Origin of the sequence: Pseudomonas vranovensis DSM 16006, from assembly GCF_000425805.1 — a bacterium.
GTDB lineage: Bacteria > Pseudomonadota > Gammaproteobacteria > Pseudomonadales > Pseudomonadaceae > Aquipseudomonas > Aquipseudomonas vranovensis.
In genome coordinates this window covers 380,062-405,974 of record NZ_AUED01000004.1, presented here as the reverse complement: position 1 = coordinate 405,974, position 25,913 = coordinate 380,062, and the positions used below count along the sequence as shown (strand labels likewise).

At 60.2% G+C, this 25,913-nt stretch carries 22 protein-coding genes; 9 read left to right on the top strand and 13 right to left on the bottom strand.

Features of this window, described 5'->3' with window-relative positions; genetic code table 11:
- The first annotated feature begins 140 nt into the window (after positions 1-140).
- On the top strand, positions 141-947 hold the full coding sequence (locus H621_RS0111525) for an aminoglycoside phosphotransferase family protein (protein WP_028943548.1): 807 nt from the start codon (positions 141-143) through the stop codon (positions 945-947).
- Positions 948-996: 49 nt separating this feature from the next.
- Positions 997-1,890 (top strand): formate/nitrite transporter family protein, encoded by an 894-nt coding sequence (locus H621_RS0111520; protein ID WP_028943547.1) that lies wholly within the window; start codon positions 997-999, stop codon positions 1,888-1,890.
- 7 nt (positions 1,891-1,897) lie between these two features.
- Here the strand turns inward: H621_RS0111520 and H621_RS0111515 are convergent, their stop codons facing one another.
- Entirely contained in the window at positions 1,898-3,001 is a 1,104-nt protein-coding gene (locus H621_RS0111515; RefSeq protein WP_028943546.1) for an MBL fold metallo-hydrolase, read from the bottom strand.
- A 126-nt stretch (positions 3,002-3,127) separates the two neighbouring features.
- Here H621_RS0111515 and H621_RS0111510 point away from each other — a divergent pair, with 126 nt between their 5' ends.
- A complete protein-coding gene (locus tag H621_RS0111510) occupies positions 3,128-4,204 on the top strand; it encodes a diguanylate cyclase (RefSeq protein ID WP_084167953.1) in 1,077 nt (358 codons plus the stop codon).
- Positions 4,205-4,261: 57 nt separating this feature from the next.
- Complete coding sequence (locus H621_RS0111505) at positions 4,262-6,844, top strand: bifunctional diguanylate cyclase/phosphodiesterase (RefSeq protein ID WP_028943544.1); 2,583 nt, start codon at positions 4,262-4,264, stop codon at positions 6,842-6,844.
- On the opposite strand, the gene H621_RS0111500 is transcribed toward H621_RS0111505, so the two are convergent.
- Positions 6,841-7,422 carry a TetR/AcrR family transcriptional regulator gene (locus H621_RS0111500; protein WP_028943543.1) on the bottom strand — a complete coding sequence of 194 codons (582 nt, stop codon included), beginning with the start codon at positions 7,420-7,422 and terminating at the stop codon, positions 6,841-6,843. The genes H621_RS0111505 and H621_RS0111500 overlap by 4 nt on opposite strands.
- A gap of 112 nt (positions 7,423-7,534) precedes the next feature.
- Here H621_RS0111500 and H621_RS0111495 point away from each other — a divergent pair, with 112 nt between their 5' ends.
- Positions 7,535-8,971, top strand: a complete 1,437-nt coding sequence (locus H621_RS0111495) for an amidase (RefSeq protein ID WP_028943542.1) — start codon at positions 7,535-7,537, stop codon at positions 8,969-8,971.
- An 8-nt stretch (positions 8,972-8,979) separates the two neighbouring features.
- Here the strand turns inward: H621_RS0111495 and H621_RS0111490 are convergent, their stop codons facing one another.
- A complete protein-coding gene (locus H621_RS0111490; protein WP_028943541.1) occupies positions 8,980-9,303 on the bottom strand; it encodes a DUF2025 family protein in 324 nt (107 codons plus the stop codon).
- 198 nt (positions 9,304-9,501) lie between these two features.
- Between H621_RS0111490 and H621_RS0111485 the strand changes: the two genes are divergently transcribed.
- Positions 9,502-10,716, top strand: coding sequence for a GAF domain-containing sensor histidine kinase (locus H621_RS0111485; protein ID WP_028943540.1), 1,215 nt, complete (start codon positions 9,502-9,504; stop codon positions 10,714-10,716).
- On the opposite strand, the gene H621_RS0111480 is transcribed toward H621_RS0111485, so the two are convergent.
- Positions 10,655-11,572 carry a LysR family transcriptional regulator gene (locus H621_RS0111480; protein ID WP_028943539.1) on the bottom strand — a complete coding sequence of 306 codons (918 nt, stop codon included), beginning with the start codon at positions 11,570-11,572 and terminating at the stop codon, positions 10,655-10,657. The two genes, H621_RS0111485 and H621_RS0111480, sit on opposite strands and share 62 nt — an antisense overlap.
- A gap of 123 nt (positions 11,573-11,695) precedes the next feature.
- Here H621_RS0111480 and H621_RS0111475 point away from each other — a divergent pair, with 123 nt between their 5' ends.
- Entirely contained in the window at positions 11,696-12,454 is a 759-nt protein-coding gene (locus tag H621_RS0111475) for an SDR family NAD(P)-dependent oxidoreductase (RefSeq protein ID WP_028943538.1), read from the top strand.
- Between the two features lies 1 nt (position 12,455).
- Here H621_RS0111475 and H621_RS0111470 read toward each other — a convergent pair whose 3' ends face one another.
- From H621_RS0111470 to H621_RS0111440, 7 genes are all read right to left on the bottom strand, one after another.
- Positions 12,456-13,319 (bottom strand): efflux RND transporter periplasmic adaptor subunit, encoded by an 864-nt coding sequence (locus H621_RS0111470; RefSeq protein WP_028943537.1) that lies wholly within the window; start codon positions 13,317-13,319, stop codon positions 12,456-12,458.
- A gap of 12 nt (positions 13,320-13,331) precedes the next feature.
- Positions 13,332-13,538, bottom strand: coding sequence for a DUF1656 domain-containing protein (locus tag H621_RS0111465; protein WP_028943536.1), 207 nt, complete (start codon positions 13,536-13,538; stop codon positions 13,332-13,334).
- Positions 13,525-15,513, bottom strand: a complete 1,989-nt coding sequence (locus H621_RS0111460) for an FUSC family protein (protein WP_028943535.1) — start codon at positions 15,511-15,513, stop codon at positions 13,525-13,527. Before H621_RS0111460 ends, H621_RS0111465 begins: the two co-directional genes overlap by 14 nt.
- A gap of 236 nt (positions 15,514-15,749) precedes the next feature.
- Positions 15,750-15,866 (bottom strand): cytochrome c oxidase subunit CcoM, encoded by a 117-nt coding sequence (gene ccoM / locus H621_RS29110; protein WP_028943534.1) that lies wholly within the window; start codon positions 15,864-15,866, stop codon positions 15,750-15,752.
- A gap of 134 nt (positions 15,867-16,000) precedes the next feature.
- The gene (locus H621_RS28725) at positions 16,001-16,162 is read right to left on the bottom strand and encodes a hypothetical protein (protein WP_165957326.1); all 162 of its coding nucleotides are present in this window, start codon (positions 16,160-16,162) and stop codon (positions 16,001-16,003) included.
- A 78-nt stretch (positions 16,163-16,240) separates the two neighbouring features.
- A complete protein-coding gene (locus tag H621_RS0111445) occupies positions 16,241-16,570 on the bottom strand; it encodes a hypothetical protein (protein WP_028943533.1) in 330 nt (109 codons plus the stop codon).
- A gap of 141 nt (positions 16,571-16,711) precedes the next feature.
- Positions 16,712-17,356: a hypothetical protein gene (locus tag H621_RS0111440; RefSeq protein WP_028943532.1), complete on the bottom strand. Its 645-nt coding sequence runs from the start codon at positions 17,354-17,356 to the stop codon at positions 16,712-16,714.
- Between the two features lie 860 nt (positions 17,357-18,216).
- Between H621_RS0111440 and rapA the strand changes: the two genes are divergently transcribed.
- Complete coding sequence (rapA, locus tag H621_RS0111430) at positions 18,217-21,063, top strand: RNA polymerase-associated protein RapA (protein ID WP_028943531.1); 2,847 nt, start codon at positions 18,217-18,219, stop codon at positions 21,061-21,063.
- A gap of 43 nt (positions 21,064-21,106) precedes the next feature.
- Here the strand turns inward: rapA and H621_RS0111425 are convergent, their stop codons facing one another.
- Positions 21,107-22,459, bottom strand: a complete 1,353-nt coding sequence (locus tag H621_RS0111425; RefSeq protein WP_028943530.1) for a spinster family MFS transporter — start codon at positions 22,457-22,459, stop codon at positions 21,107-21,109.
- Between the two features lie 277 nt (positions 22,460-22,736).
- Between H621_RS0111425 and H621_RS0111420 the strand changes: the two genes are divergently transcribed.
- Positions 22,737-25,010 carry a putative bifunctional diguanylate cyclase/phosphodiesterase gene (locus H621_RS0111420; RefSeq protein WP_028943529.1) on the top strand — a complete coding sequence of 758 codons (2,274 nt, stop codon included), beginning with the start codon at positions 22,737-22,739 and terminating at the stop codon, positions 25,008-25,010.
- On the opposite strand, the gene H621_RS0111415 is transcribed toward H621_RS0111420, so the two are convergent.
- Positions 24,910-25,797, bottom strand: coding sequence for an NAD(P)-dependent oxidoreductase (locus H621_RS0111415; RefSeq protein WP_028943528.1), 888 nt, complete (start codon positions 25,795-25,797; stop codon positions 24,910-24,912). The two genes, H621_RS0111420 and H621_RS0111415, sit on opposite strands and share 101 nt — an antisense overlap.
- Positions 25,798-25,913 lie beyond the last annotated feature (116 nt).

The following is a 25,913-nucleotide window of genomic DNA, read 5'->3' as shown; positions in this document are numbered from 1 at the left end:
CTTTGAAACTCAAGGAGTTTTCGGTTCCGACTACGCCGGAAGTGGGGCGAATTATAGACAGATCCACAGGGGCGTCAAGGACTTATTTCAACTTTCGCTCGGATAGCTATATATAGGTACTTCACTTCAAGGAAACCTCCATGTTTGAACCCTACCTGCAGCGCTGGCAACTGATTCCCGATGGAACTCCCCTCATTACTGCCAGCAGTCACCTGCTTGCAGTGGTGTACCAGGGTGAACTCGCCATGCTTAAAGTGGCCTGTACACGTGAGGAACAACATGGCGCCGAGGTGATGACGTGGTGGAACGGCGAAGGCGCGGCGCGGGTATTGGCTCACGCCGACAACGGCCTGTTGCTGGAGCGCGCGCTGGGGCCGGACTCATTGGCCAAGTATGCCGAACAAGGACGCGATGAGCAGGCCACCCGCATTCTGTGCCAGACCATTGCGCTGTTGCACGCCCCACGCAACAGGCCTGCACTACCGCTGATAGAACTGGGGACCTGGTTCAGCAGTTTGTGGTCAGCCGCCGATGCCTATGACGGCTTCTATAGAGACTGCGCCCAACTGGCCCAGAAATTGTTGGCCGCCCCACAAGAAGAATGCGTACTGCACGGCGATATCCACCACGGCAATGTCCTGGACTTCGGCGCACGCGGTTGGCGTGCCATCGACCCCAAGTGCCTCTACGGTGAACGCACATTCGATTACGCCAACCTGTTCTGCAACCCCTCCCCTCGCATCGCCACAGATGCACGTCTTTTCAGCCAACGACTGGCGACGGTCTGCCGAGTCGCCTCGTTGCCGCGCCAGCGACTGCTGCAATGGATCGTTGCCTGGTGCGGTTTATCCGCGGCCTGGTTCCTCGAAGACGGTCTGCATGAGCAAGCCGCCCCTCGCTTGAAGGTGGCACAACTTGCACTCGATGCGCTGGAGGCAGGCAACTAATCCGCTCGCCGTCGATCTGTAGAGAAGGCACTCCATGCGAGCCATAGCCATGAGCGATACAGAAAACGGCAAGACCCCAGGTCTGTCAGCGGACGAAGAGCAAGAGGTCAGTCACAACCAACCCCCACGCGCAGCCGTGTTGCACGAGATCATTCGCTACCAGGGTGACCAGGAACTGGAACGTACGATCGCCGCCCTTTGGTGGTCGGCGCTGGCGGCGGGATTGAGCATGGGCCTGTCGATGATGGCCATGGGACTTTTCTATGCACGCCTGCCCGAAGGAGACAGCAGCCAAGTGATTGCCAGCCTGGGCTACAGCGCCGGGTTTCTCGCGGTAATCCTGGCCCGCCAGCAACTGTTCACCGAAAACACCCTGACCGCCGTGCTGCCAGTCATGACCGACCCTACGCTGAACAATCTCGGACGTCTGCTGCGCTTATGGACCGTGGTGCTGTTCGGCAACCTCGCCGGTACCATACTGGTCTCCTACGTGATGCTATACCTGCCCATTTTCGACAGTAAGACCGACGCGGCCTTTCTCGACATCGGTCACAAGGTGATGGAGAACAATCTGCAGCAGATGTTTGCCAAAGGCATTATCTCGGGTTGGATGATCGCCACCATGGTCTGGATGATCCCCTCTATGGAGCACGCAAAAATCTGGATCATTCTGATGATCACCTACCTCATGGCGCTGGGTGACTTTACCCATATCGTCGTCGGCTCGGTGGAGGTCTCGTACCTGGCCTGGGCTGGAGAAGTCAGTTGGCCGGCCTTCTGGCTGGACTTCGCCGCCCCCACCCTGGTCGGCAACATTATCGGCGGCAGTTTCATCTTTGCGCTGATCAGCCATGCCCAGGTCCGCAGCGACAGCGGCAAGCCTCCCTCCCAGTTACCCGCCCTGGACAAGGACAAAAAACCGCGCCAACACCCACAGCGCTAGCGCGTTTCTACAAGTCCTTCATGGCCATGACCCGCTCGCCGGCACCTTCTTGTAGCTGACGCTGCAGTTTGGGTAGCCACCAGGCCGGGCCGCCATGGGGGTGTTCCAGACTCACCCGCTCGCCCATCTGGGGCGTGCTGAGCGGCACCTGCGCGGCATTGGCCAAAGCGAGGATGCGGTCGAAAGGTTCGTGCCAGCTGTGGGTGGACAGATCGAAAGTACCGTTGTGCACCGGCAGCAGCCAGCGCCCACCTAGGTCCTGGTGGGCCTGCAGGCTTTGTTCGGGCTGCATATGGACGTTGGGCCAGTCGCGGTTGTAGGCACCGGTTTCGATCAAGGTCACATCAAAAGGCCCATAGCGCTCGCCAATCTGCTTGAACCCGTCGAAGTACCCGGTATCGCCGCTGAAGAACAGCCGTAGGTTGTCATCAAGGATGACCCACGACGCCCATAGCCTGGTGTTACTGTCGAACAAACCGCGCCCGGAAAAGTGCTGTGCTGGCGTGGCCACGAAACGAATACCCTCGATCCGGGTTTCCTGCCACCAGTCCAACTGTTGCACCTTGGTTGCTGGCACCCCCCAATCGATCAGCAGGTCACCAACCCCCAGCGGCGCGATGAAGTACTCGGCACGGTCGGCCAGTTGCCGGATGGCGTGCTCATCGAGGTGATCATAGTGGTCATGGGAAAGGATCACTGCTGTCAACGGCGGCAGTTCATCGAGCGTGAGCGGCGGCTGGTGGAATCGTTGCGGCCCGGCCCATTGCACCGGCGAGGCGCGCTCGGCAAACACCGGGTCGGTGATAAAAAAACGTTCGCGCAGCTTGAGCAGTACCGTGGAATGCCCGAGCCGCCACACACTGCGATCAGGGGCTTCGAACAGTTGCTGGCGGCTCAAGGGCTGTACGGCAATCTCCACATCCGGGCGGGTATCCGCCGGCTTGCTGAGGAACAGAAACTTGAAACCGATGCGCAGCTTTTTGAGCGCACTGTCCTGGGGCAACTGACGCAGGTTGTGGTAGCGCCCATCCTGGCGTTGCGCCGGTTCACCAGCGTGCGGGGTCAGAGGGGCCATGAGCAGAAGCACTCCAAGGATGAGGGTAAGTTTCATGGTACCCCAAGGTGGATGCATCAACTATGAAATGGCCTGTAAGGCCATTTTTCAGTAGCGTGCGATTGTTCAACAATGTTCACCGCTTCTATGCGATAAACGGCGTCTCGGGACAGGCCAGCAACCATGATGGATAACAACAGCGGCAAGGGCCTTTCATTTGTAAGAAGGATATACCCACCGCGCATTATCGGCCTGGGCATCGGCATGCTCGGCGTAATGGCCGGTATCTCGACCCTGGACAAGCCTCAGTGGGTCTGGTGGTTGTTGCTGGCGAACGGGCTGCTCTGGCCGCACCTGGCGTATCAGCTTGCCCGACGCGCCCCGGTTCCCTATCACGCTGAATACCGCAACCTGCTGGCCGACTCGCTGATGGGGGGATTCTGGGCCGCGAACCTGCACTTCAATCCCCTGCCCAGCGTCACCATCCTCTCGATGATGGCGATGAACAATTTCGCTGCCGGTGGCCAACGCCTGTTTCTCAAGGGGTTGCTCGCCCAGTGCCTGGGTGCCGGCCTGTCTATATCGCTATTCGGTGCCGGACTTGAGCTGCAGGCGACCTCCCTGCAGGTTTACGCCTGCCTGCCCATGCTGACCCTCTACCCCATGGCGGTCGGCTGGGTCTGTTATCGCCTGGCCATGAAGCTGTCCGAGCACAAGCGCCGTCTCAGCGCCCTGAGCCGCACCGACAGCCTGACTGGCCTGCTCAATCACGGTGCATGGAAAGACCTGTTGCAACTGAAGTTCCAAATCTGCCAGCAACAGCGCTGTGGCGCTGTTATCGCGATCATCGACATCGACCACTTCAAATCCATCAATGACACCTACGGCCATGTCGTAGGCGACTGCGTGCTGAGCCAACTCAGCAGCGAACTCAAGCGCAATCTGCGTGAGCATGACCTGGCCGGTCGCTATGGTGGCGACGAGTTCTGCTTGATTCTGCCCGACACCAGCCTGGAACACGCCCGCCTGAGCATGGAGCGTCTGCGCGAACACGTCGGTAGCTACCGTAATCCGCAATTGCCGGCCCTGCGCATCAGCCTCAGCATCGGCCTTGCCAGCTATCACGAAAACCTGATCTCCCCGGAAGCCTGGTTGAACGAAGCCGACAAAGCTTTGTACACGGCGAAAAATAGCGGACGCGATCAAGTCAATTTTGCCCAGTTGGACCTCGCCCCCTTGAAGCTGGCCTATCCTGAGTGAACGTTCGCCCCTGCGGCACGGCCGCCAGGGTGCAACTCACCAAGGAGCAGCGCGTGTATGGACAGGATTGCCGAGGATTCACCGACCAGCCCACCCCCTCACCTGCAAACGCGCAAACTCATCGCCGGTATTGCTGTGCTGTTTGCCCTGGCCTGCTTGATTGCCCTCGGTGCCCTGTTCAACATTGCCCTCTCGTTGAACACCAGCGAACGTGAAAAAAGCAGTTTCTATGCACACAAGGCGCTCGAACAACGGCTTGAAGCGTCTCGGCAGTTTCTCTCCAGCTACGCGGTATGGGATGCCGCCTACGACCACCTCAATGGCGCCCCCGACCTGACCTGGGCTTATGAAGAGAAGAACGTCGGTGACTCGCTGTACACCGCCAGCGGATTTGAAGGGGTGTTTGTGGTCGATGACCAACACACCAAGTACGCCTTGCTCAAGGGCCAGCTCCGTCATGCCCCCGCCAGCACCTATATAGAAGAACCATTGGCCCCCATCATTGCCCAGGCGCGAAGCGTTGCCACCGAGCGACAGCAAACCACCCAGTATGTGCTGTTCAATGGCTGGCCGGCGGTAGTGGTGGCCGCCGCCATTCGCCCCGATGACGAGCAACTGAGCATTGATCCGCGCACCACCTCGGTGATGATGTTCGTCGACCAACTGACCCCCGAAAAACTCGACAATCTCGGCGCCGGGGCTGGCCTGAGTGGCATGCACATCGAAAAAGCAGGCGCCTTGGCAGACGATCAATCCAGCCTGGCACTGGGTGAAACCGGGTACCGCCTGGTGTGGGCCACGCCGCGTCCCGGCGACCAACTGCTCTGGGCTGTGCTGCCCCCCTTGCTGGGGGCAATGCTGGTACTGGGACTGCTGATGATCTACTTCTTTCGCTATGCATTGCGCACCGCTCGGGAAATCGACAGCTCCCTGCAAAGCCTGCAATCGAGCAATCTGGCCCTGGAGGCCAGCGAGCAGCGCTTTCGTGCGGTGGCCGAGGCCGCGTCGGACTGGATCTGGGAAACCGATAGTTTCCAGCGCCTGAGCTATCTTTCCCAGCGCTTCGTCACCGTGACTGGTTATAAGACCGAAGACTGGCTGGGCCAACCGATCGATCAGTTGCTCAGTTGCGAGACCACCCCTCTGACGCTCTGGCTGGATAGCCAGGCTGAACCTGATCCGCAGCAGATGGCCAATCTTCGCTGCGCCTACCGCGATCAGAATGGACAGCTCTGTTTTTGTCGGGTCTCGGCGCGTTCGATCATGCTCGACGGCAAACTGGCCGGCTTTCGTGGTACCGCCAGCGATATTACGGATGAGGTGGCTGCCCATGCCCGTATCCAGCACTTGTCGATGCACGATGCGCTCACAGGCCTTGCCAACCGCAACAAGCTTTCGCGCTTTCTGGAACAGGCGCTGCTCAAGGGCCAGAAAGCCCCACCCTTGACGCTGTTGCTGTTGGACCTGGACAGCTTCAAGCCGATCAACGACTCGCTCGGCCATGCCGCCGGGGACGCCGTATTGCTGGAGGTTGCCGTGCGTCTGCGCGATTCGACCCGCGATGGAGACCTGGTAGCACGCCTGGGTGGCGACGAATTCGTCCTGGTGATGAACGGCATGGACAGCCGCAATGAAATCGACCGTTTCTGTGCCCGCATGATCGACAACCTGCACCAGCCAATCCACTACGAGGAACAGGCCCTGCATATCGGTGCAAGCCTTGGCGTCGCCCAGACTCGCTTGCAAGGCTTCGACGCCGATGAACTGATACGCTGCGCCGATATTGCTTTGTACCAGGCCAAGGCCGATGGCAAGAACACCTGGCGCTATTTCTCACCGGAGATGAACGAACAAATCCAGTACCGTCGACAACTGGAAAACGACTTGCGCAAGGCACTCAAGAACAATGAACTCGTCCTGCACTTTCAGCCACGCTATCGTCTGGAGACGCTGGAAATCGTCTCGGTCGAAGCCTTGGTACGCTGGCAGCATCCCATTGAGGGACTACTGGGCCCGGACACGTTCATTCCACTGGCCGAACAGACCGACCTCATTGTGCCGCTGGGCCGCTGGGTGCTGCGCGAAGCCTGCGAAACAGCACGCAACTGGCCAAATCATCTACTGGTGTCGGTCAACCTCTCGCCGGCGCAGTTCTCCCGCAGCGATGTGGTCAATGACGTCTACACCATCCTCGTCGAAACCGGCTTCCCGGCGCAGCGCCTGGAGCTGGAGATCACTGAGAACGTCATGCTCAACGATATCGAGGGCGCCCTGGGCACCATGACGGCGCTCAAGGAACTGGGCGTGCGCCTGAACATGGATGACTTCGGTACCGGCTATTCTTCGCTGGGCTACCTGCGCACCTATCCCTTCGACAGCATCAAGATCGACAAGCGCTTCATCGCGGGCCTGAGTACTGAAAGCAATGACCGCGCCGTGGTCCAGGCCATCATCAACCTGGGCAAGGCCATGGGCCTGACGGTCACCGCCGAAGGCGTGGAAACCGAGCAGCAACTCGAGGCCCTGGGCAAGGAAAAGTGCCATGAGGTCCAGGGCTACTACCTGAGCAAGCCGGTCGACAAACTGGCCTTCGAGCAACTGCTGCTCAACCACAACAGCAGCCGCTCCGGCGCCTCCTAGCTCGCCACCAGCCCCAGGCGCTTGCGTACCAGGATCAACAGGTTGCCGGCAACATCGTCAAAGCCCTTGTTCTGCGCGACGATCTGTACGCCCTCCAGCAGCAAGGTCAGTTCAAAGGCCGCCAGTTGCGGCGCCTCCAGACCACTTTCTTCACACAGGCGAATCAACCGCGCCGCTTGCCGACGCTTGTGTGCTTCGATCAATGTCCGAGCCGGGCTGTCGCAAATCGGCAGCTCCGCCAGGGTGTTGGTATAGGCGCAGCCGCGGTGCGACGACAGTACCGGTTCCTGCACCAGAAACTCGGCAAAGCCCAGAATCTGAAGCGCCGGCTGCCCGGCAAAGCGCTCGGCCAGATCTGCCCAAACACTGTCGTACTCCTCCATCAGCAACTGCAACCAGGCCAGCACCAGAACATCCTTGGATTCAAAGTGCCGGTACACGGTCATCTTGGTGGTTTCAGCCTTGGCGGCAATGGCATCGACCGTGACGCGGCTGATGCCCTCATTGAAAAACAGCTCGTGGGCGGCGTCGAGGACACGCTCGCGAGGTGGCAGACGGGCGATTCGTTGCGAACGCATGGACAGGCTCCCGGTTGACTGCGATACCAATCGGTATCACTCTATACCCATTAGTATCTTTCGATACCCATCGGTATTCTATCGTCAACCGTCACAGTAGCGGGAGTCCAGGATGAAGGTTTCTGAGTACGTGCAATACGATGCCATTGGCCTGGCTGACCTGATTGCCCGGGGCCACGTCAGCAGCAATGAAGTCATCCAGGCGGCGCACCAGGCAATCGAGGCGGTCGAGCCCAGAGTCAATGCCCTCGCCGAGCACTGGCAGGATGAACCCCTCCCCGCTCGCAGCGACGGATCACTGCATGGCGTTCCCTTCCTGATAAAGGACCTGGCCATCAGCATGCAAGGGCGGCCCCATGAGTTCGGCAGCCGTCTGGCCCAAGGCACGTACAGCGAAGCGGACTCCTTTCTGATGCAGCGCTTTCGCCGCGCAGGCCTGGTCACCCTGGGCCGTACGACAACGCCGGAGCTGGCAATCAGCACCACCACCGAGTCACTACTTTGCGGCCCGACCCGCAACCCCTGGGACTTGAGCCGCAGCGCTGGTGGCTCCAGCGGCGGCTCGGCGGCGGCAGTCGCCAGCGGCATGGTCGCGGCGGCACACGCCACCGACGGTGGCGGTTCGATCCGGGTTCCGGCGGCGGCCTGTGGCTTGTTTGGCCTCAAGCCCAGCCGAGGCCTGATCTCCATGGGGCCTTATCTGGATGAGGCGTGGAATGGTCTGGCCGTCCAAGGTGTACTCAGCCGCTCGGTGCGTGACAGCGCGCTGCTGCTCGACTGCATGGCCGGGAACGAGCCCGGTGATCCCGTCCCGCTCCCTTCCTCCTCCGGTCACTACTTGAGCGCTGTTGCCCAGGCGCCCCAGTCGTTGCGCATCGCCGTGCAACAGCACCCGCTCAATGGCAAGCGCAGCAACGACGCAATGCTTCTGGCCCTGGACACCTTGATTGCAACCCTGGAGGGGCTGGGCCATCACTGCGAGCTGATCGAGCCAGACATGGGAGTGGGTTGGGATGCGTTCGTGAAGATGAATGCCTGCTTCTGGGCCAGCAATACCGCGGCCTGGCTCGAAGCGCTGAGCAGCGAAACCGGTCGCCCGCTCAACTGCAACTGGCTGGAGCCCGCCACCCTGGCCGTGCATGAATACGGCAAAGCCTTGCGCGCCACAGATCTGTTGGTTGCCATGGACCAACGCAACCATGTCAGCCGAAACATGGCCGGCTTCTACCAGCGCTTTGACATGCTGCTCAGCCCCAGCCTTGCCGATTTCCCCCCCATGATCGGCGCCTACAACGCCGGGCAGGAACAACTTGACGGCCTCGGCTGGATGCACCGGGTGTTCGACCACTCGCCCTTCACTGCCTTGGCCAACATTTGCGGCACAGCGTCTATGTCGGTGCCGCTGTTCCAGGACCCGGCCAGCGGTTTGCCGATCGGCATGCAGTTCAGCGCTGGCGCAGCCGGTGAAGAGCTGCTGTTGAGCCTGGCCGGTCAACTGGAGCAGGTACTGCCCTGGGCCGCGAGGCGCCCAGCAGTGTGGGCGACCTAGAACAGCCCTTAGGCCCGCAGTTGTCGCTGCGCGGCAATCTCCGGCAAGTCGCTCCGGCGCAGGTACACCCGCAGGGGTTCACTAATGTTCAGACGCTCATCGACATTCTGCGCCAGGAGGATCTCGATGAGCGCTCGGCTCAAGGTCATGACGTCGCCGTTTCCGGTCTGCCAGACAAATTCGCTGCTGGGGGTGATGCTGTCATCGGCGACGTCCATGCCGAAGGCGTCTTCGCTGAAGCGCACAATGTGCTTGCCAAGCTTGCGGTGAAATCCGACGAAACCCTTGAGCTGGTCGGCAGCGGTGCAGATGTCCTGGGATGTGATATGCATGTCAAACCTCACTTTTGCATCCACAAGGATGCGGGGCGAAAGGGATTGGCACGCAGGGCGGGAGGGTAGCTCTCTAGCGGAGCGACTCGAAGGCCAAGGGTAATGGAAATTGTTCCGCTACGGTTACGGATTTTTCACCCGATACGGGGTTGATCGCTAGACTCAATCCACACCCTGTTATTGCACCGTGGATGATTCATGAGCACTGCCGTCACTTCCGATATCGCCACCATTGGTCGTATCAATGCCGTACCCGCCATCTTGCAGGTGATTTGCGAAACCACCGGGTTACGCTTTGCTGCAGTGGCCCGGGTTACAGAAACCCGCTGGACCGCCTGCGCAGTCCTCGACACCCTGGAGTTTGGCCTGAAGGTTGGCGGCGAGCTGGACCTGACTACCACGCTATGCCACGAAATACGCAGCAGTCACCAGACCATCGTGATCGACAAGGCCAGCGAGGACGAGCTCTATTGCAATCATCACACACCTCGCATCTACAAATTCGAGAGCTACATCTCGGTACCTGTGTTCCGCGCCGACGGCAGTTTCTTCGGCACCATCTGCGCCCTTGACCCATTGCCTGCAGCCCTCAAGGGCAGCGCCATCCAGCCGATGATGGAGTCTTTTGCACGGTTGCTGTCGATTCAGATCGAAAGTGAAGAAAACACTCAGAAGACCGAAGAGGCCCTGCAGAAGGAGCGCGCGACGGCTGAAGTCCGCGAACAGTTTATCGCGGTGCTGGGCCACGACCTGCGCAACCCGCTGTTCGCCATCACCGCCGGGGCGGAGCTGTTGACCCAGCGCCTGGAAGAAGAAAAGAGCCGGGCCATTGCCCAGCACATCCTCACCTGCGGTCGTCGCGCCACACAGTTGGTTCGCGACGTACTGGACTTTGCCCGCGGACGCCTGGGCAATGGCATTGTGGTCGCTATCAAGCCCTGCCCGGACCTGGCGGATGCACTCCAGCATGTCACCTCGGAGTTGCAGAGGGTTCACCCGCATCGGCAGATAATCCAGCACATCGGTGATCTCGACGGCATAGATTGCGATCGTGAACGGGTCTCCCAACTGCTTTCCAACCTGCTTGCCAATGCTCTGACCCACGGCGACGCGACGCAACCGGTGGACATCAGTGCACAGGTGCGTGATCGGGTATTCGTGCTCGGCGTACACAACTTCGGCAAGCCTATTGCTGCCCCTGTGTTGGGGCAACTGTTCCAACCCTTCTCCCGTCCGATCAGCGATACCCCCCAAACCGGCCTGGGCCTGGGCCTGTACATTGCCAACCAGATCGCCCTGGCTCATGGTGGGCGCATGGAAGTGATCTCAAGCCAGGAGGCCGGAACCCTCTTCAGCTTCCGCTTGCCACTGGATCGAGTCGAGGCTCAAGCAAAGCTGCCAGCCAATCCATAAACGCGCGCAGCCGGGGCGACACGTGTTGTTGCCGGGCAAACAGCAACGACACCGGCAAAGATGGCGCAACATAATCCGCCAGCAGTGCCACCAGCTCACCCCGTTCCAGATAACCCTGCAACCCTGCCGCCGGGGCCTGGATCAGTCCGAGCCCGGCAAGGCAGGCGCTCTCGTAGGCCTCTGTGCTGTTGACAGCAATCGCTCCGGCCATGGGTTGAACCTGCAGGGTGCCCGACTGCAGGTATTCGAAGCCTGCACTGCGGCTGCCAAGGTTCCTCACGTAATGGATCAACTGGTGCCGATGCAGGTCGGCCAGGCAGGTCGGCGTGCCATGACGTTGCAGGTAACCCGGGCTTGCACAGTTGATCTGCGCCAGGCTGCCCAAGGGCCGGGCAATCAGGTCAAGGTCACTCAAGGTACCGATGCGCAGTACGCAGTCGAACCCTTCGCGCAACAAGTCGACCTGTCGATCCGTGCAACTGATCTCAAGCGCCACCCCCGGATGACGCGACATGAATATCGGCAAGTTGGGCAGCACGATGCGCCGTGCCATCAACGTCGGCAGGTCGACCCGCAAACGCCCGGTGAGCGTTGCTGTGTCGCTATGGAAAAGCCCCTCGATCTCGTCCATGCGCGACAACAGGTCTTTGCTACGCTCGTACAGGCGCAGGCCGTCCTGGGTCGCCTGCACCCGCCGCGTGGTGCGGTTGAGCAAGCGCGTACCGAGCAGTGTTTCAAGGGCTCGGATCTGTTCCGAAACCGTTGAACGCGGCAACCCCAGGTTCTCTCCGGCCAGCGTGAAGCTCGACAGCTCACTGACCCGGACAAAGGTTCGCAGCAACTCCAACTTGTTCATGGCCGCAGGCTCGATTGTTCGCTGATGCCGATCAGTATTTCCGAAATCTGCGGATTTATCTGCACCCGAGCGACCAATAGACTTTCCTCGACTTCTTCCTATACCGCTGCGAGGTTACAGAACATGACGCGCAAAATCGCATTGATTACCGGTGCCAGCCGGGGACTGGGTAAAAACACCGCAGTACACCTGGCCGCCCAGGGTATCGATATCATCGGCACCTACCACAGCAAGGCGCAGGAAGCCCAGGAACTGGTCCAGACTCTGGAGCAACAGGGCGTTCGCGCCGCCATGCTGCAACTGGACGTCAGCAACAGTGCAAGCTTTGCCGTATTTGTCGAACAGCTGCGCCACACCCTCGAATCGGCCTTCGGCCGCGAGCAGCTGGATTTTCTGGTGAACAATGCCGGCATCGGCATCAACGCTCCCTTTAGTGAAACCACTGAGACGCAGTTCGACCAGCTGTGCAATATCCAGCTAAAAGGCCCGTTCTTCCTTACCCAACAACTGCTCCCGCTGATTGCCGACCAGGGCCGGGTCGTGAATATCTCCACTGGGCTGACTCGCTTCGCTCTCCCTGGCTACGCCGCCTATGCCGTCATGAAGGGTGCCATGGAGGTACTGACCCGTTATCAGGCCAAGGAGCTGGGCGCGCGCGGGATCCGCGTCAACATCCTCGCACCCGGAGCCATCGAAACAGATTTTGGCGGTGGCGTGGTGCGCGACAACTCAGACGTCAACGACTTCATCGCCAGCAACACCGCCCTGGGACGGGTCGGCCTGCCGGACGACATCGGCGCTGCCATCGCCCTGTTGCTGAGCGATGGCGCAGGCTGGATCACCGGCCAACGGCTGGAAGTGTCCGGCGGCATGTTCCTCTGAGTCAGCGCTGGTCTTCATGCACCTGGACGCTGGCCGTCATGCCGGCGCTCAGCGGCATGTCCTCGGGAATCTGATCCAGCTTGATCCGCACAGGGATACGCTGTGCCAGGCGCACCCAGTTGAAGGTCGGCTCGACTTCGGCAAGCAACTGGCTGTCGGGATTGGTGTTTCGATCGGTGATCCCGCGACTGATGCTCTCGACATGTCCCTGCATGGGCTCACCGGCGCTCATCAACCAGACCTTGACCGGGTCGCCGACGCGGATGCGCGGCAACTTGGTCTCTTCAAAATAGGCCTGAACATAGAAGGTCGAGTCGTCGATCAAGGCCATGACCGGCTGCCCGGCATTGACGAAGTTGCCCTCGGCCAAGCGCAAGTTGGTGATATGACCATCACGTGGCGCCTTGACCTGGCTGCGGGCCAGGTTGATGGCTGCTTCCGTGACTTCGGCCTGCGCTTCACGCAATTGGCCCCGGGCCACCGCGGCGTTGATCTGGGCGTTTTCACGTAACTCGGCGCTGATTGCCTGCGGCCCCAGGGCCAGGCGTCGGGAGGCTTCGTGTTCACGCAGGCGCAGTTGATGCTGGCGGGTCTCGGCCACGGCATTGGCCTTTTCAAGGGCGGCTTCAAAACGGTCGCGGTCGATCGACATGAGCAAGTCCCCCTTCTTTACCTGCTGGTTGTCCTGGACCTTGAGTTCGCGCACCCAGCCCGACACGTCGGGGGCGATGATCACCACGTCAGCGCGAATTTTCGCATCGCGGGTCCAGGGAGTGAGCATGTAGTACTGCCAGAGCTTCCAGCCGGCAAATACTGCCACTGCCACCAGGCTCAGCGTCACTGCGATACGTACCAATGCACGCATGGTCCACACTCCTTACAAAGGCCCCAACCCGAGCGTTACCCCGGTCAAGACACAAACGAACAGCGCGCAATCGAACAAGGCTTCATGCCAGATCCATCGCCCCAACGGCGTCAGGCGCAACAGCAACCGCACCGCAGCGGTCACTGCCAACGCCAATACCACATAAATCAGAAACGGGCTGAGCAGTACGCCGCCCAATGCCCACTCACGCAAACCCATGGATTTCCTCCTGGCGTCGACACCATTTGCCCCAACTGCGCTGCAGCTGCAACACCGCGCCCACCGCCAGACGCAGTGGATCGCTGGGAGGCTGGCGTTGCAGGGCCTTGATAAACTGTTCGCTGGCCGCATCCAGGCGCTGACCCCGACCCGGTGCCGGCCCACGCGCCAACACCGCTTCCAATTGCTGCAGATACTCCCGCTCGGCAGCGGCCAGCGGCGCCTGGGCCACGGCCAGGCAATGGCGCAGGTGCAGCAGCTCATCACCGATATCCAATCCATGCACACCATCGTCCCAACGGCTGCGGTCCTGCTCCGGCAGCGCGGTGTAATGCCGTGCCAGTTGCAACAGGCGGTCGGCCATCCGGCCACCGAACCAGGTTTCGGCCCCGCGCAGATCCCGCCGGGTCAAACGCACCAGATCGTTCTGGGTGGCAGCCCGCAACCGCCGGCCATGCCACGCCGGGTTACGCAGCACCAGCAGCTTGAACGCCAGCACCGCAGCCCCCACACCGATCAACATGGCCTGGGCACTGTTGAGGAAGGTCGCCACCTCGAAGCTCATGGCGTTGAGCGGTGCCACCAGCACAATGAAGTGCAGGCAATACGAGGTGGCCGTGGCGCCGATGCGCGGATTGGCCATGCCCAACGCTCCAAAGAACAAAGGCACGCCCATGGCCATGCACAACATGGGAAAACCGTTCCACTGGGGCAACAGAATCTGCCCCACAAAAAACGCTACCGGGATTGCCAGCAGAATCCCGCGCAAAAAGCTCATGCCGATCTGCGCACCGTTCTCGCGGCTGGCGAACAAACTGCAGACGACACAGGTGAGCACCAACCCGCCTGGAGCCGCAGTCCAGGCAGTGGCCAGCCAGAAGCTGGCCATGGCCAGAAATGCAAGCGCACTGCGCGATCCGAACAACAATGCCAGCGGCACATCGCGGTGCGCGGCGAGGCTATCAGGTACATCCAGCGGTGCCTTGCCCTCTTCCACCGCGCGCAGCGCCAGGGTCGCCGCCATGGCGGTATCCAGCAGCAAGGTCAGGCGTGCCAGGCAATAGTGTTCGGCCGTATTGATGGTGTCATCGTGGGCCGCGTCCCAAACGCGCTGACGCAGCAACAGCAAACTCGCCTGGTCAGGTGTGGCCAGGGCGGCCCGGACCTCATCGAGCCAGGGTTGCAGGTGCAAGGTCTGGGCCTGGTCCAGTTGCTGCCACTGGCGACGCACCGAACGGGCAATTCGCAACAGCACCAGCAGCTTCTGACTCAAGCCCCGAATGGCCCGGCCCCGCTCCCGTCCCAGTCGCCCTTCAAACCAGGCGTGTTCGCGCTGGGCATCCACGGCAACGATACGTCCGAGAATCTCCAGAAGCCCTTTACGGGCCTGCTCCTCGCCCGTCAGGGTCGCACTGGCTGCCTGTAGACCATTGATCCAGGCCTGCCGCGCCTGCCCGCCCAATTGCTGCTCGACCCGCATTGGCCAGAGCAAGGCGCTGCTGGCCGTGGCACAGACAATGCCCAGGCAGATCTCGGTACAACGCGCCACGGCCTGGTCGAACACCAGCAGCGGATGGCTGATCGCCGGCAAGGCAATGATCGCCACGGTGTAGCCGGCCAGTACGAATGAATAAGACCAGGCGCTGCGCAGCAACGTCGAGCAAGCGGTACACAGTGCCAGCCACAAGGCCAGGGCCAGCAGGAACAACCAGGGCGTCTGGGCGAACAGTCCCATGAACACCACTGACATGATGGTGCCAACCAGGGTACCGAACAGCCGCGCCAAGCCCTTCTGCAGAACCATGCCCGACAGCGGTTGGGCAACGATAAAGGCGGTCATCAATGCCCACGCCGGTTGCTCAAGCCCCCAACGCAATGCCAGCCACAAGGCCAGGCCGCCACCGAGCACGGTCTTGAGGGCAAATTGCACAGCGAGTCTGTTCGGCGCCAGCAGGGCCTGCAACGTGATGGGCACGGGACGAACCTTGGAAAACGATGATCTAAAGATAGTCAGGATGGTGCGGAAAGGTTGAAGCTTAATAATTAGCTAGCTAACTATCAAGCCATACAGGAGCGGGCTTGCCCTGCGATGCGATGGATGAGTGAAATCAGGCGAAATGACTATCGCGGGGCAAGCCCGTTCCTACAGGCAAAAAAAATGGGCGACCGAAGTCACCCTAAATGCCTTGCGTGCCCGTGAATCTGGAAGAATCAGCGCTGTTTGCGCTTGGTCGAGTCCTTCCAGATGAAAATTCCGAATCCAACGAAGAATAGCAACATCAGGCCGACCGTAATTACTCCAGCGATAACCACATTATCGAAGAACATGTCGGCCTCCATTTGCCTGCACCTGTCTGATGGGCTCAAGGTATCGAATGGACGGCGGGAAGAAATTGACCGAGGTCAATGGCACCCGGGGCCGGGCGCAGGAGGGGGGGGCAGGCTTGACCTGCATCAAGCTTTCAACGCTTCTTGGGTTTGCCCTTGGGCTTCTTCTTGACCTTGCCCAGTGGCATGGCCTGTTCAAACGCCTGGCGTACTTCATTCAGGCGTTTTTCATTGAGGTCGTGGACGCGTCGGGCGCGTTCGGCACCGAGGTCGATCAGGTTGTCATCTTGGCTCATGGTCTGGCTCAGGAAGCGGACGGCGATTCCATAATAATGAAGGCTGCAACCGGGTCTGACCAGTACGGGCGCATCGTTTCAGACTTCGATGTCCACCAGCTGGCCCTGACGGGGCTCATCATCGATCAATGGCGCGACCGGCACCGTGTTGTCGGCATTGACCTCATCGCCTGGTACAGGCTGATAATCCGCTTGCTCCCCATTCGGCTGATGCCGGCGCTGCTTGCGCTGTTGCTCCTCACGCAGCAGCAGCGCCGCTTGGTGCGGATCGCGGTGCTTGAGGTCGATGGCGCCGTCACTGGAACTCGGCTGGGCAGGCACCACTGGCTTGATATCCGGCGTCGGCTTGACCGGGTCCAGTTGCGACGTCACGGGGGCAGCACTGAGCGGAATGAGGGGCGGCAGCATGATGGTGATCTCCTGTCGCCAATGTGTCGGCCGCAGCGCGGTATTCTTGAGCCGATGGTGATGAATGTGGGCAGGCAGAGCGCACTGCCCTCAAGCGCCTAAGGTGCCGATCATCACCTTATGGAAACACATTGATTGATGTCAGCTACACACATAAGGCGTGGGCGACATGGGGTAGACAGCGCAGATTTTCTTACCGCTCGCCCATGTTGAGTTCATCGTCATCCCAAGCACCAGCGTATAGAATTTGCCCTGCGCGTCGACCACTGCATAAAATTCTTTTGATAACGCCTTGTCCACAAACATTTGCGCCGAGGTCATTCCTCGTGTGGGATTGAATGCAGAGACCTGGGTAACCCTGCCATCAGAAACCGCATTCTTCCACGCATCGTTGGCTTGCCGGGTGCCGTCCAGGACACGTGTCGATCCCGTACCAATATGACCTATATATCGAATGCCGTTCAGGTTGAACCTCGTGATCCAGCAACCCGACATTTTGCCTGTCAGAACATCATGGCCGGTATCACGGATGCACGTTACTTTACCGGGGACGTAAGGAAGCCACTTGAAGATCCTGTGCACATTGTCCTGGGCACCCTCATTCATTTCAATTGATCTAGGGCCTGTCCCCAGAAAACCTGAACGCACAGAAACACCGATATTATAAGAACTATTCACCGCCTCCAGAAAGTGCTCGGGAAAACTGGGGTTATCCGGCATGAAGTTATCCTGAAAATACTCCCCCGGCTTTTTAAGGTACCGACCCACCAACACTTTTTCAATCATACTTCACCGCCCTCAAATTGAGCTTATTTAATATTCTCTACGCCTGCCATCACCCCTTACACTCCATTGGTGCGGCGACGCAAAATAGAATTATCCGATCACTCAATCGTAAATATTCCAGCGACAGGTTGCAATGACGCACCTTGCTTGAATCTGCGCACTGCCTAGGTGACCAGGCATATGGCCATCGTGCGCTGCAGCCTTTGAAGTACGGCCTTTCCCAGGGGGTTACGCGTTTGAAAATTGTAATTTTACTGCGACCAACACAGCGTATCCATAGGTATGCGAATTTATTAACCCACCTAAATGTAGAATTTTCCTACAGCCATTGTAGAACTATTCCAAAGCCTTTAACCCGATGGCATCACCCTCCCCTCAGCGTCACACCGACTTGCCCCCCCAACGCTGCAGAACAGCGTTCCATTTCGTCATCCGCAAGTTAATTAACCATACAGTATGATTAAAAAAGACCATTAAACAAACTTCGCGACGGACACATTGCCCGCAACCGGCGCCCACAAACAATAACGGCACGGTGCACTTGCGTCGCGTGCCTGTAAAGCTGCCGTTCATTGTTGATACGTGAATTATCGGTGGCGGCCTTGTCGGGCACCGCATAACGGCTGCCAAGCCTGAATGATTACGGGAAACTGTGGCTGTTGAGATCGCCGTCGCGAAACGCGCGCAAAGTGTCCGGGGGAAAGCCCTCAGGGACAATCAGCAGGTCGAAGTCCCCAAAAATGGCATTGATAAGGACCTCATCGTTTTATGGGGCCACAGGCTGAAATGCTAGACTCTTTGGTCTGAACAGCTCCTATCCGTTAAGATAGTCGGCTTTTTCATGGCGGGAGTAAGGCAGTATGGCGCAGCAGTATCAACCGGGGCAACGCTGGATCAGCGACAGCGAAGCCGAGCTAGGTCTAGGGACCGTTCTGGCACAGGACGGCCGCTTGTTGACCGTGCTCTACCCGGCCACTGGCGACACCCGCCAGTACTCCCTGCGCAATGCGCCCCTGACCCGGGTGCGCTTCTCGCCTGGCGACCAGATCACGCATTTCGAAGGCTGGAAACTGACTGTCCGCGAAGTCGACGATGTCGAGGGCCTGCTGGTCTACCACGGCCTCGATGCAGAGAATCAGGCCCGTACCTTGCCTGAAACCCAGCTATCGAACTTCATTCAGTTCCGCCTGGCCAGCGACCGTCTGTTCGCCGGACAGATCGACCCGCTGCCATGGTTCTCGCTGCGCTACAACACCCTGGAACATACCAGCCGCCAGTTGCAATCGTCGCTTTGGGGCCTGGGCGGCACACGCGCCCAGCCTATCGCTCACCAACTGCACATTGCCCGCGAAGTTGCGGACCGGATCGCCCCACGCGTATTGCTGGCCGACGAAGTAGGCCTGGGCAAAACCATTGAAGCGGGCCTGGTGATTCACCGCCAACTGCTGACCGGCCGCGCCAGCCGTGTGCTGATCCTGGTTCCCGAGAACCTGCAGCACCAGTGGCTGGTAGAGATGCGCCGCCGATTCAACCTGCAGGTTGCCCTGTTCGATGCCGAACGCTTCATCGAAAGCGACGCCAGCAACCCCTTCGAGGATGCCCAGTTGGCGCTGGTTGCCCTGGAGTGGCTGACCGAAGATGAAAAGGCTCAGGACGCATTGTTCGCAGCGGGCTGGGATTTGCTGGTTGTGGACGAAGCGCACCACCTGGTCTGGCATGAAGACCAGGTCAGCCCCGAGTACGGCCTGGTCGAGCAACTGGCCCAGGTCATCCCTGGCGTACTGCTACTAACTGCCACCCCCGAGCAGCTGGGCCAGGACAGCCACTTTGCCCGTCTACGCCTGCTCGATCCCAACCGTTTCCACGACCTGGCCGCCTTCCGCGCCGAGAGCGAGCACTATCGCCCGGTCGCCGAAGCCGTTCAGGAGCTGCTCGATGAAGGTCGCCTGTCGGACAAGGCGCACGCCACCATCCAGGGCTTCCTGGGTGCCGAAGGTGAGGCGTTGCTGGCTGCGGTCAGCGATGGCGACAGCCAGGCCAGCGCTCGGCTGATTCGCGAACTGCTCGACCGCCACGGTACCGGCCGCGTGCTGTTCCGTAACACCCGCGCCGCAGTCCAGGGCTTCCCGGAGCGCAACCTGCACCCGTATCCGCTGGCAAACCCGGACCAATACATGGAGCTACCGCTGGGCGAACACGCCGAGCTGTACCCGGAAGTAGCCTTCCAGGCCCAGGGCGAGATGGCCGATGACGAGCGCTGGTGGCGCTTCGACCCGCGCGTCGACTGGCTGATCGATACCCTGAAGATGCTCAAGCGGGTCAAGGTCCTGGTGATCTGCGCCCATGCCGAAACCGCCATGGACCTGGAAGACGCACTGCGCGTGCGCTCCGGCATCCCCGCAACGGTGTTTCATGAGGGTATGAGCATCCTGGAGCGCGATCGCGCCGCCGCCTACTTCGCTGACGAAGAGTTCGGCGCCCAGGTGCTGATCTGCTCGGAAATCGGCAGCGAAGGCCGCAACTTCCAGTTCTCCCATCACCTGGTGCTGTTCGACCTGCCGGCCCACCCGGACCTGCTCGAGCAACGTATCGGCCGCTTGGACCGGATTGGCCAGAAGCACATCATCGAACTGCATGTGCCATACCTGCAGAACAGCCCGCAAGAGCGCCTGTTCCAATGGTACGACCAGGCATTGAATGCCTTCCTGGCCACCTGCCCGACTGGCAACGCCCTGCAGCATCAGTTCGGCCCACGCCTGCTGCCACTGCTTGAAAGCGGTGACGACGGCGAGTGGCAAGCACTGGTCGATGAAGCCCGTGCCGAGCGCGAGCGTCTGGAAGCCGAACTGCACAGCGGTCGCGACCGCTTGCTGGAGCTCAACTCCGGCGGTGCTGGTGAAGGCCAGGCGTTGGTCGAGGCGATCCTCGAGCAAGACGACCAGTTTGCCCTGCCGATCTATATGGAGACCCTGTTCGACGCGTTTGGCATCGACAGCGAAGACCACTCGGAAAACGCCCTGATCCTCAAGCCGAGTGAAAAAATGCTCGACGCCAGCTTCCCGCTGGGTGACGACGAAGGCGTGACCATCACCTACGACCGCAACCAGGCGCTGTCTCGTGAAGACATGCAATTCATCACCTGGGAGCACCCAATGGTGCAAGGCGGCATGGACCTGGTGCTGTCTGGCTCGATGGGCAACACCGCCGTGGCACTGATCAAGAACAAGGCGCTGAAGCCGGGTACCGTGCTGCTCGAACTGCTGTATGTCAGCGAAGTGGTGGCACCACGCGCCCTGCAACTGGGCCGTTACTTGCCACCGGCCGCGTTGCGCTGCCTGCTCGACACCAATGGCAACGACTTGGCTTCACGAGTGTCGTTCGAGACGCTCAATGACCAGCTCGAAAGCGTGCCCAAGGCCAGCGCCAACAAGTTCATCCAGGCCCAGCGCGATGTGCTGACGCCACGGATCAACAGCGGTGAAGCCAAGATCATGCCGCGCCACGCCGAGCGGGTTGCCGAGGCCCAACGTCGACTGGCTGCCGAAACCGACGAGGAACTGGCTCGTCTGACCGCCTTGCAAGCAGTGAACCCGAGCGTGCGCGACACCGAAATCGACGCCCTGCGCAAGCAACGCGAACAAGGCCTGGCAATGCTGGAAAAAGCCGCCCTGCGCCTTGAAGCGATTCGGGTGTTGGTCGCAGGTTAAACCTTGTTGACTTCATCGCCGGCGTTGCCGGTGATGAAGTCTGTCAGGCCTCTACCAGCTTCCCGGCCTCCTCTGCGCTCCCCAGCACCATCCCCTCCCGCATCCGCTGCGTATCACGACCGAAACACCGCGACGCCATCAGCAAAAACACCAGCGTCAGCATCAGTGCCACCGGAATCAAATACATTGCATCGTGCAGGCCTTCAGCCTTGAACGCCTCGCTCATCTGCACCTCCCCCGCTGCCAGCATGGCCGCCTGGGCGAAGTGATCCGACAACGCCCCCACCACCACCGGCCCCAACCCGCCGCCGAGCAGATACAGCCCGGCAAAGAACAAGGCCATGGCCGTGGCGCGCAGGCGTGGCTGCACCACATCCTGGATAGCCGTGTAGACGCAGGTATAAAAGTTGTAGGCAAACAACCACCCCACGCCGAACACTGCGACAAACAGACCGATATCGATACGCCCGGCATGCAGCGCCCAGGCCGTGGCCACGGTCGAAACCAGCATGCTGAAAGCGCCAAACAGCAACCGGCCAGTGGGAAAGCGTTGATGAACCTTGTCGGCGACCCACCCCCCCAGGGTCAATCCCACCAGCCCAGTCAGGCCGACGATCACGCCAGTGGCCACGGCCGCCTGCTGCAATGACAGCAAAAAATAGCGCTGCAGCATCGGCACCATGAAGGAGTTGCAGGCGTAGGTGGCGAAGTTGAAAGTCAGCCCTGCCAGCACCAGCCAGCAAAACGTCGGCACACTCAGCACCCGACGCAACGGCCGATCAACCGGCGCCTGCGAGATGGTCACCACTTCGGCAGCGCCACGGGCCGGTTCGCGAATCATGAACATGAATACCGCCAGCAGCAGCCCAGGCACCGCCGCGATAAAAAACGGCGCACGCCAGCTATCGAAAGCCTGGACCATCGCGCCGATGGTGAAGAACGCCAGCAACAGCCCCAAAGGCAGGCCAAGCATGAACAAGCCCATTGCCCGTGCGCGGCGCTCGGCGGGGAACAGGTCACCGATCAGCGAATTGGCCGCGGGGGCATAGCTGGCTTCACCAATCCCCACGCCCATGCGTACCAGCAGAAAGCTCCAAAAGCTGCCCACCATACCGTTGACCGCGGTCAGTCCGCTCCACACCGCCAGGCCCCAGCCCATGAGTTTGCTGCGCGATCCGTTATCGGCCATGCGCCCCAGCGGCAAACCAGCAATGGCATACACCAGCGTAAACGCGGTGCCGATCAGGCCGATCTGGAAATCGCTCAGGTTCCACTCCAGGCGGATCGGCTCGATGATGATGGCGGGAATGGTGCGATCAAAGAAATTGAACAGGTTGGCCAGAAACAGCAGAAACAGGATGCGCCAGGCATTGTCCGCTTGAGTGGAGCGCTGCATCGATCAGTCCCTCGTTATTATTGTGTTCGGGGCGTTGCACATGCCGAACTGAATCTAGAGGGCCATCGTTTAACTGTCTGCCACCATTGACCAGGGTGATACCGGTTAATGGGAACGATTGGCAGCGTTAGAACGCATCGCTATGAATTCAATGCCCAAATGGTAGAAGTCAAAGTGCCATTAATCAGGATGGGTTAATTCCCGCTTTCTATACTGCAGCAGAACGGTCTCCAGACTCTTTTGGGGGACGAGTGAAAACTCGACAAAGAGGCATGCTATGGAGTGGCTGGGGCTACAGATGCTCGCCGAGCTGCCGGTAAGCAGTCAGATCCTTCTTGAGTGCAGGTACAACCCCTATCTGGTGACGCTTGCCCTGCTGGTCGCTGGCGCTGGCAGCTTCGCCACCCTGAGCATGGCTGAACGCCTGAACCCTGTAGACCAGCCCGCGGCCCAGCGACAATGGCGACTGCTGGGTGCCTGCTGCCTGGCCGGGGGTGTCTGGGCCCTGCATTTTATCAGCATGCTGGCCTTCCAGACCTCGATCGAGGTGCACTACGACTACGCCCTCACCGGGCTTTCACTGATGGTCATGTTGCTGGCCGGCTGGCTGGCCATGAACACGCTGGGGCATCGCAACTTGCGACCGCGTCATTTCCTGCAGGCATCCGTGTGCATCGGCCTGGGCATTTGCGCCATGCATTACATCGGCATGGCGGCCATGCGCTCCAACGCCCAGCAGTTCTATCGCCCGGACATGTTCATCACCTCTATTGCCGTGGCCATCGCTACCAGCCTGCTGGCCCTGGTGCTGGCGCGTTACTTTCGCTACGGCAGTGGCATGCTCCACCAACTGCTCAAGTACGGCGCCAGCCTGTTGATGGCCGGAGGCATTTTCGCCACGCACTTCACCGGCATGGCCGCCATGACCCTGGTCATTCCCAATGACGCCAGCGTTACCCTGGCGGCCGGCGACAACAGTCTGCAGTTGAGCCTGACCATTGCCTTCATCACCCTACTGATCAGTGCCAGCAGCATCAGCGCGGCGTTATCCGACCAGAAGCTGCAGAGCAAGGAGCATGACCTGCGCCGGGTCAACCTGTTGCTCAGTCAGTTGGATCAGGCCCGGGTATCGTTGCAGCAAGCGGCCCATTACGATGCCTTGACCAACCTGATCAACCGCCGCGGCTTCAACCAGGTTTTTGCCGAGCGACTGGTCGAACAAACCACCAACGAGGGCATGCTGGCGGTCATGTTCCTCGACATCGACCACTTCAAGCGCATCAACGACAGCCTTGGTCATGACGCTGGCGACGAACTGCTCAAGGTCATTGCCGGCTATATCAAGGCGGCGACCAGGAGCCAGGATGTAGTGGCGCGTTTTGGCGGTGACGAGTTCTGCATTCTCACCGCGCTGCACAACCGGGACGAAGCCCGCCACCTGGCCCAGCGCATCATGCAGAAGATGAAAGAGCCTATCGACCTGGCCGGACGGCGCATGGTCATGACCACCAGTATCGGTATCAGCGTGTTCCCCGACGATGGCCGTACGTGCGAAGAACTGCTCAAGAATGCGGACCTGGCGCTGTATCAATCCAAAGGCTGTGGGCGCAACAACCTGAATTTCTTCAACAACACCCTCAAGGCCCGGGCCACCCTTGAGCTGCAACTGGAGGAAGAGCTGCGTGTTGCACTGCTCGAAGAGCGTGGACTACGCATCCACTACCAACCGATTTTTGATCTGCACACCGGGCAAGTGGCAAAGCTCGAGGCGCTGGTTCGCTGGCAGCATCCGCAGCATGGCCTGCTCAGCCCAGAGCGTTTCATTGGTATTGCCGAAGCCAACGGTCTGATAACCGAGCTCGACCTCTGGGTGCTGCGCCATGCCTGCGAGGATCTGGCCCATTTGAGCCGCAATGGCTATAGCGGGCTGAAGGTTACCGTCAATTGTTCAGCCCTGACCCTGGGGCGCCAAGAGCTGGCCAGGGAGGTCGAAGATGCCCTGCAACACGTCGGCCTCGCCCCGAGGCAACTGGAGCTGGAAGTCACCGAAAATGCCCTGATGGGCAACATTCACAGCACCATTTCGATGCTCAAGGAAATCCGCGCCCTGGGAGTGTCGCTGTCGATCGATGACTTCGGCACGGGATACTCCTCCCTGGCCTACCTCAAGCGCCTGCCCCTGGACACCCTGAAGATCGATCGTTCGTTCATACAGGATGTGCCACGCAGCCGACAGGACATGGAAATCGTCCAGGCAATCATCATCATGGCCCATACCCTGCACCTGCAGGTGGTCACCGAAGGCGTGGAAACCCTGGAGCAGTACCAGTTCCTCGCCCAGCAAGGCTGCGATTTTGTCCAGGGTTACCTGCTCAGCCGCCCGGTACCACTGGGTGAGCTGCGGGCCATTTTCGGCAAGTTTGACCAGCGCGAGCCGGTGTTGGCCAGCTTCAATCCTTACGTCGGTACAGATCAATCAATGTCGCCGGATCTTTTTGCAGATAGCCCTGACTACCGTGCAAGCGCATCATCTGCGCGGCCAGGCCACTGAGGGGCGTCGCCGAGCCTTGCTCTCGGGAAAATTTCACTGCTGTGTCCAGATCCTTGAGCAACGTGCGCACGTGCCATTTGACCGGTTCAAAGCGGCTCTGGGCCATTTGCGGTGCCAGAATCTGCAAGGGCTTGGAATCGGCGAAGCCTCCGGCCAGGGCCTCGGCGATCAGGCTGGCGTCGACACCGGACTGTTCGGCCAACGCCACCACCTCAGCAATGACCAGGGCGTTGCACGCAACGATCATCTGGTTGCAGGCCTTGGTCACCTGCCCTGCCCCCACCGGCCCCATGTGCGTGACCCGCTGGCCCAGCGTCAGCAACACCGGGCGCACCCTTTCAAGGTCTGCCGCGTTGCCCCCTACCATAATTGCCAGGCTGCCTGCCTCAGCCCCCGGCGTACCACCGGACACGGGTGCATCCAGCCAGCTCATGCCACTGAGTGCGGCAAGCTCTGCTGCCATTTCCCGGGTCGCCGTCGGTTCCAGGCTGGAAAAGTCCACCAGCAACTGCCCGGCCTTGCCACCCTTGGCCACGCCTTCAGCGCCAAACACTACATCGCGCACCACAGCCGTATCGGCCAGGCACAGCAACACCATTTCGGTGTCCTGACACAACTCGGCCGGCGTCTCGACCTGGCGGGCGCCCGCCTTGACCAGCTCGGCACACTTGTCTGGCGAGCGGTTCCATACCGTCAGCCGATACCCCGCTGCCAACAGTCGCCGACACATCGGCAATCCCATCAGGCCGATTCCGGCAAACCCCAGTGAAGGACGTGCAGTGCTCATGTACAGCTCCAGGCAGATTAAAGAAGTTGAGTGATTGGACGATTCAGTTGCAGGCGTTACAGGGAAACTCCTATATGGCTCTAGGGTAACCCCCTATCGCTCACGCCAAATACGCA

What these genes read in the sequence shown, in the direction of transcription:
- H621_RS0111445 (WP_028943533.1), bottom strand. Translation starts at nt 16,570, where the DNA reads ATGCTGCCGCCCCTCATTCCGCTCAGTGCTGCCCCCGTGACGTCGCAA.
- H621_RS0111500 (WP_028943543.1), bottom strand. Translation starts at nt 7,422, where the DNA reads ATGCGTTCGCAACGAATCGCCCGTCTGCCACCTCGCGAGCGTGTCCTC.
- H621_RS0111485 (WP_028943540.1), top strand. Translation starts at nt 9,502, where the DNA reads ATGAGCACTGCCGTCACTTCCGATATCGCCACCATTGGTCGTATCAAT.
- H621_RS0111480 (WP_028943539.1), bottom strand. Translation starts at nt 11,572, where the DNA reads ATGAACAAGTTGGAGTTGCTGCGAACCTTTGTCCGGGTCAGTGAGCTG.
- H621_RS0111520 (WP_028943547.1), top strand. Translation starts at nt 997, where the DNA reads ATGAGCGATACAGAAAACGGCAAGACCCCAGGTCTGTCAGCGGACGAA.
- H621_RS0111420 (WP_028943529.1), top strand. Translation starts at nt 22,737, where the DNA reads ATGGAGTGGCTGGGGCTACAGATGCTCGCCGAGCTGCCGGTAAGCAGT.
- H621_RS0111470 (WP_028943537.1), bottom strand. Translation starts at nt 13,319, where the DNA reads ATGCGTGCATTGGTACGTATCGCAGTGACGCTGAGCCTGGTGGCAGTG.
- H621_RS0111505 (WP_028943544.1), top strand. Translation starts at nt 4,262, where the DNA reads ATGGACAGGATTGCCGAGGATTCACCGACCAGCCCACCCCCTCACCTG.
- H621_RS0111515 (WP_028943546.1), bottom strand. Translation starts at nt 3,001, where the DNA reads ATGAAACTTACCCTCATCCTTGGAGTGCTTCTGCTCATGGCCCCTCTG.
- ccoM (WP_028943534.1), bottom strand. Translation starts at nt 15,866, where the DNA reads ATGTTCTTCGATAATGTGGTTATCGCTGGAGTAATTACGGTCGGCCTG.
- H621_RS28725 (WP_165957326.1), bottom strand. Translation starts at nt 16,162, where the DNA reads ATGAGCCAAGATGACAACCTGATCGACCTCGGTGCCGAACGCGCCCGA.
- H621_RS0111525 (WP_028943548.1), top strand. Translation starts at nt 141, where the DNA reads ATGTTTGAACCCTACCTGCAGCGCTGGCAACTGATTCCCGATGGAACT.
- rapA (WP_028943531.1), top strand. Translation starts at nt 18,217, where the DNA reads ATGGCGCAGCAGTATCAACCGGGGCAACGCTGGATCAGCGACAGCGAA.
- H621_RS0111425 (WP_028943530.1), bottom strand. Translation starts at nt 22,459, where the DNA reads ATGCAGCGCTCCACTCAAGCGGACAATGCCTGGCGCATCCTGTTTCTG.
- H621_RS0111440 (WP_028943532.1), bottom strand. Translation starts at nt 17,356, where the DNA reads ATGATTGAAAAAGTGTTGGTGGGTCGGTACCTTAAAAAGCCGGGGGAG.
- H621_RS0111415 (WP_028943528.1), bottom strand. Translation starts at nt 25,797, where the DNA reads ATGAGCACTGCACGTCCTTCACTGGGGTTTGCCGGAATCGGCCTGATG.
- H621_RS0111495 (WP_028943542.1), top strand. Translation starts at nt 7,535, where the DNA reads ATGAAGGTTTCTGAGTACGTGCAATACGATGCCATTGGCCTGGCTGAC.
- H621_RS0111490 (WP_028943541.1), bottom strand. Translation starts at nt 9,303, where the DNA reads ATGCATATCACATCCCAGGACATCTGCACCGCTGCCGACCAGCTCAAG.
- H621_RS0111475 (WP_028943538.1), top strand. Translation starts at nt 11,696, where the DNA reads ATGACGCGCAAAATCGCATTGATTACCGGTGCCAGCCGGGGACTGGGT.
- H621_RS0111465 (WP_028943536.1), bottom strand. Translation starts at nt 13,538, where the DNA reads ATGGGTTTGCGTGAGTGGGCATTGGGCGGCGTACTGCTCAGCCCGTTT.
- H621_RS0111510 (WP_084167953.1), top strand. Translation starts at nt 3,128, where the DNA reads ATGATGGATAACAACAGCGGCAAGGGCCTTTCATTTGTAAGAAGGATA.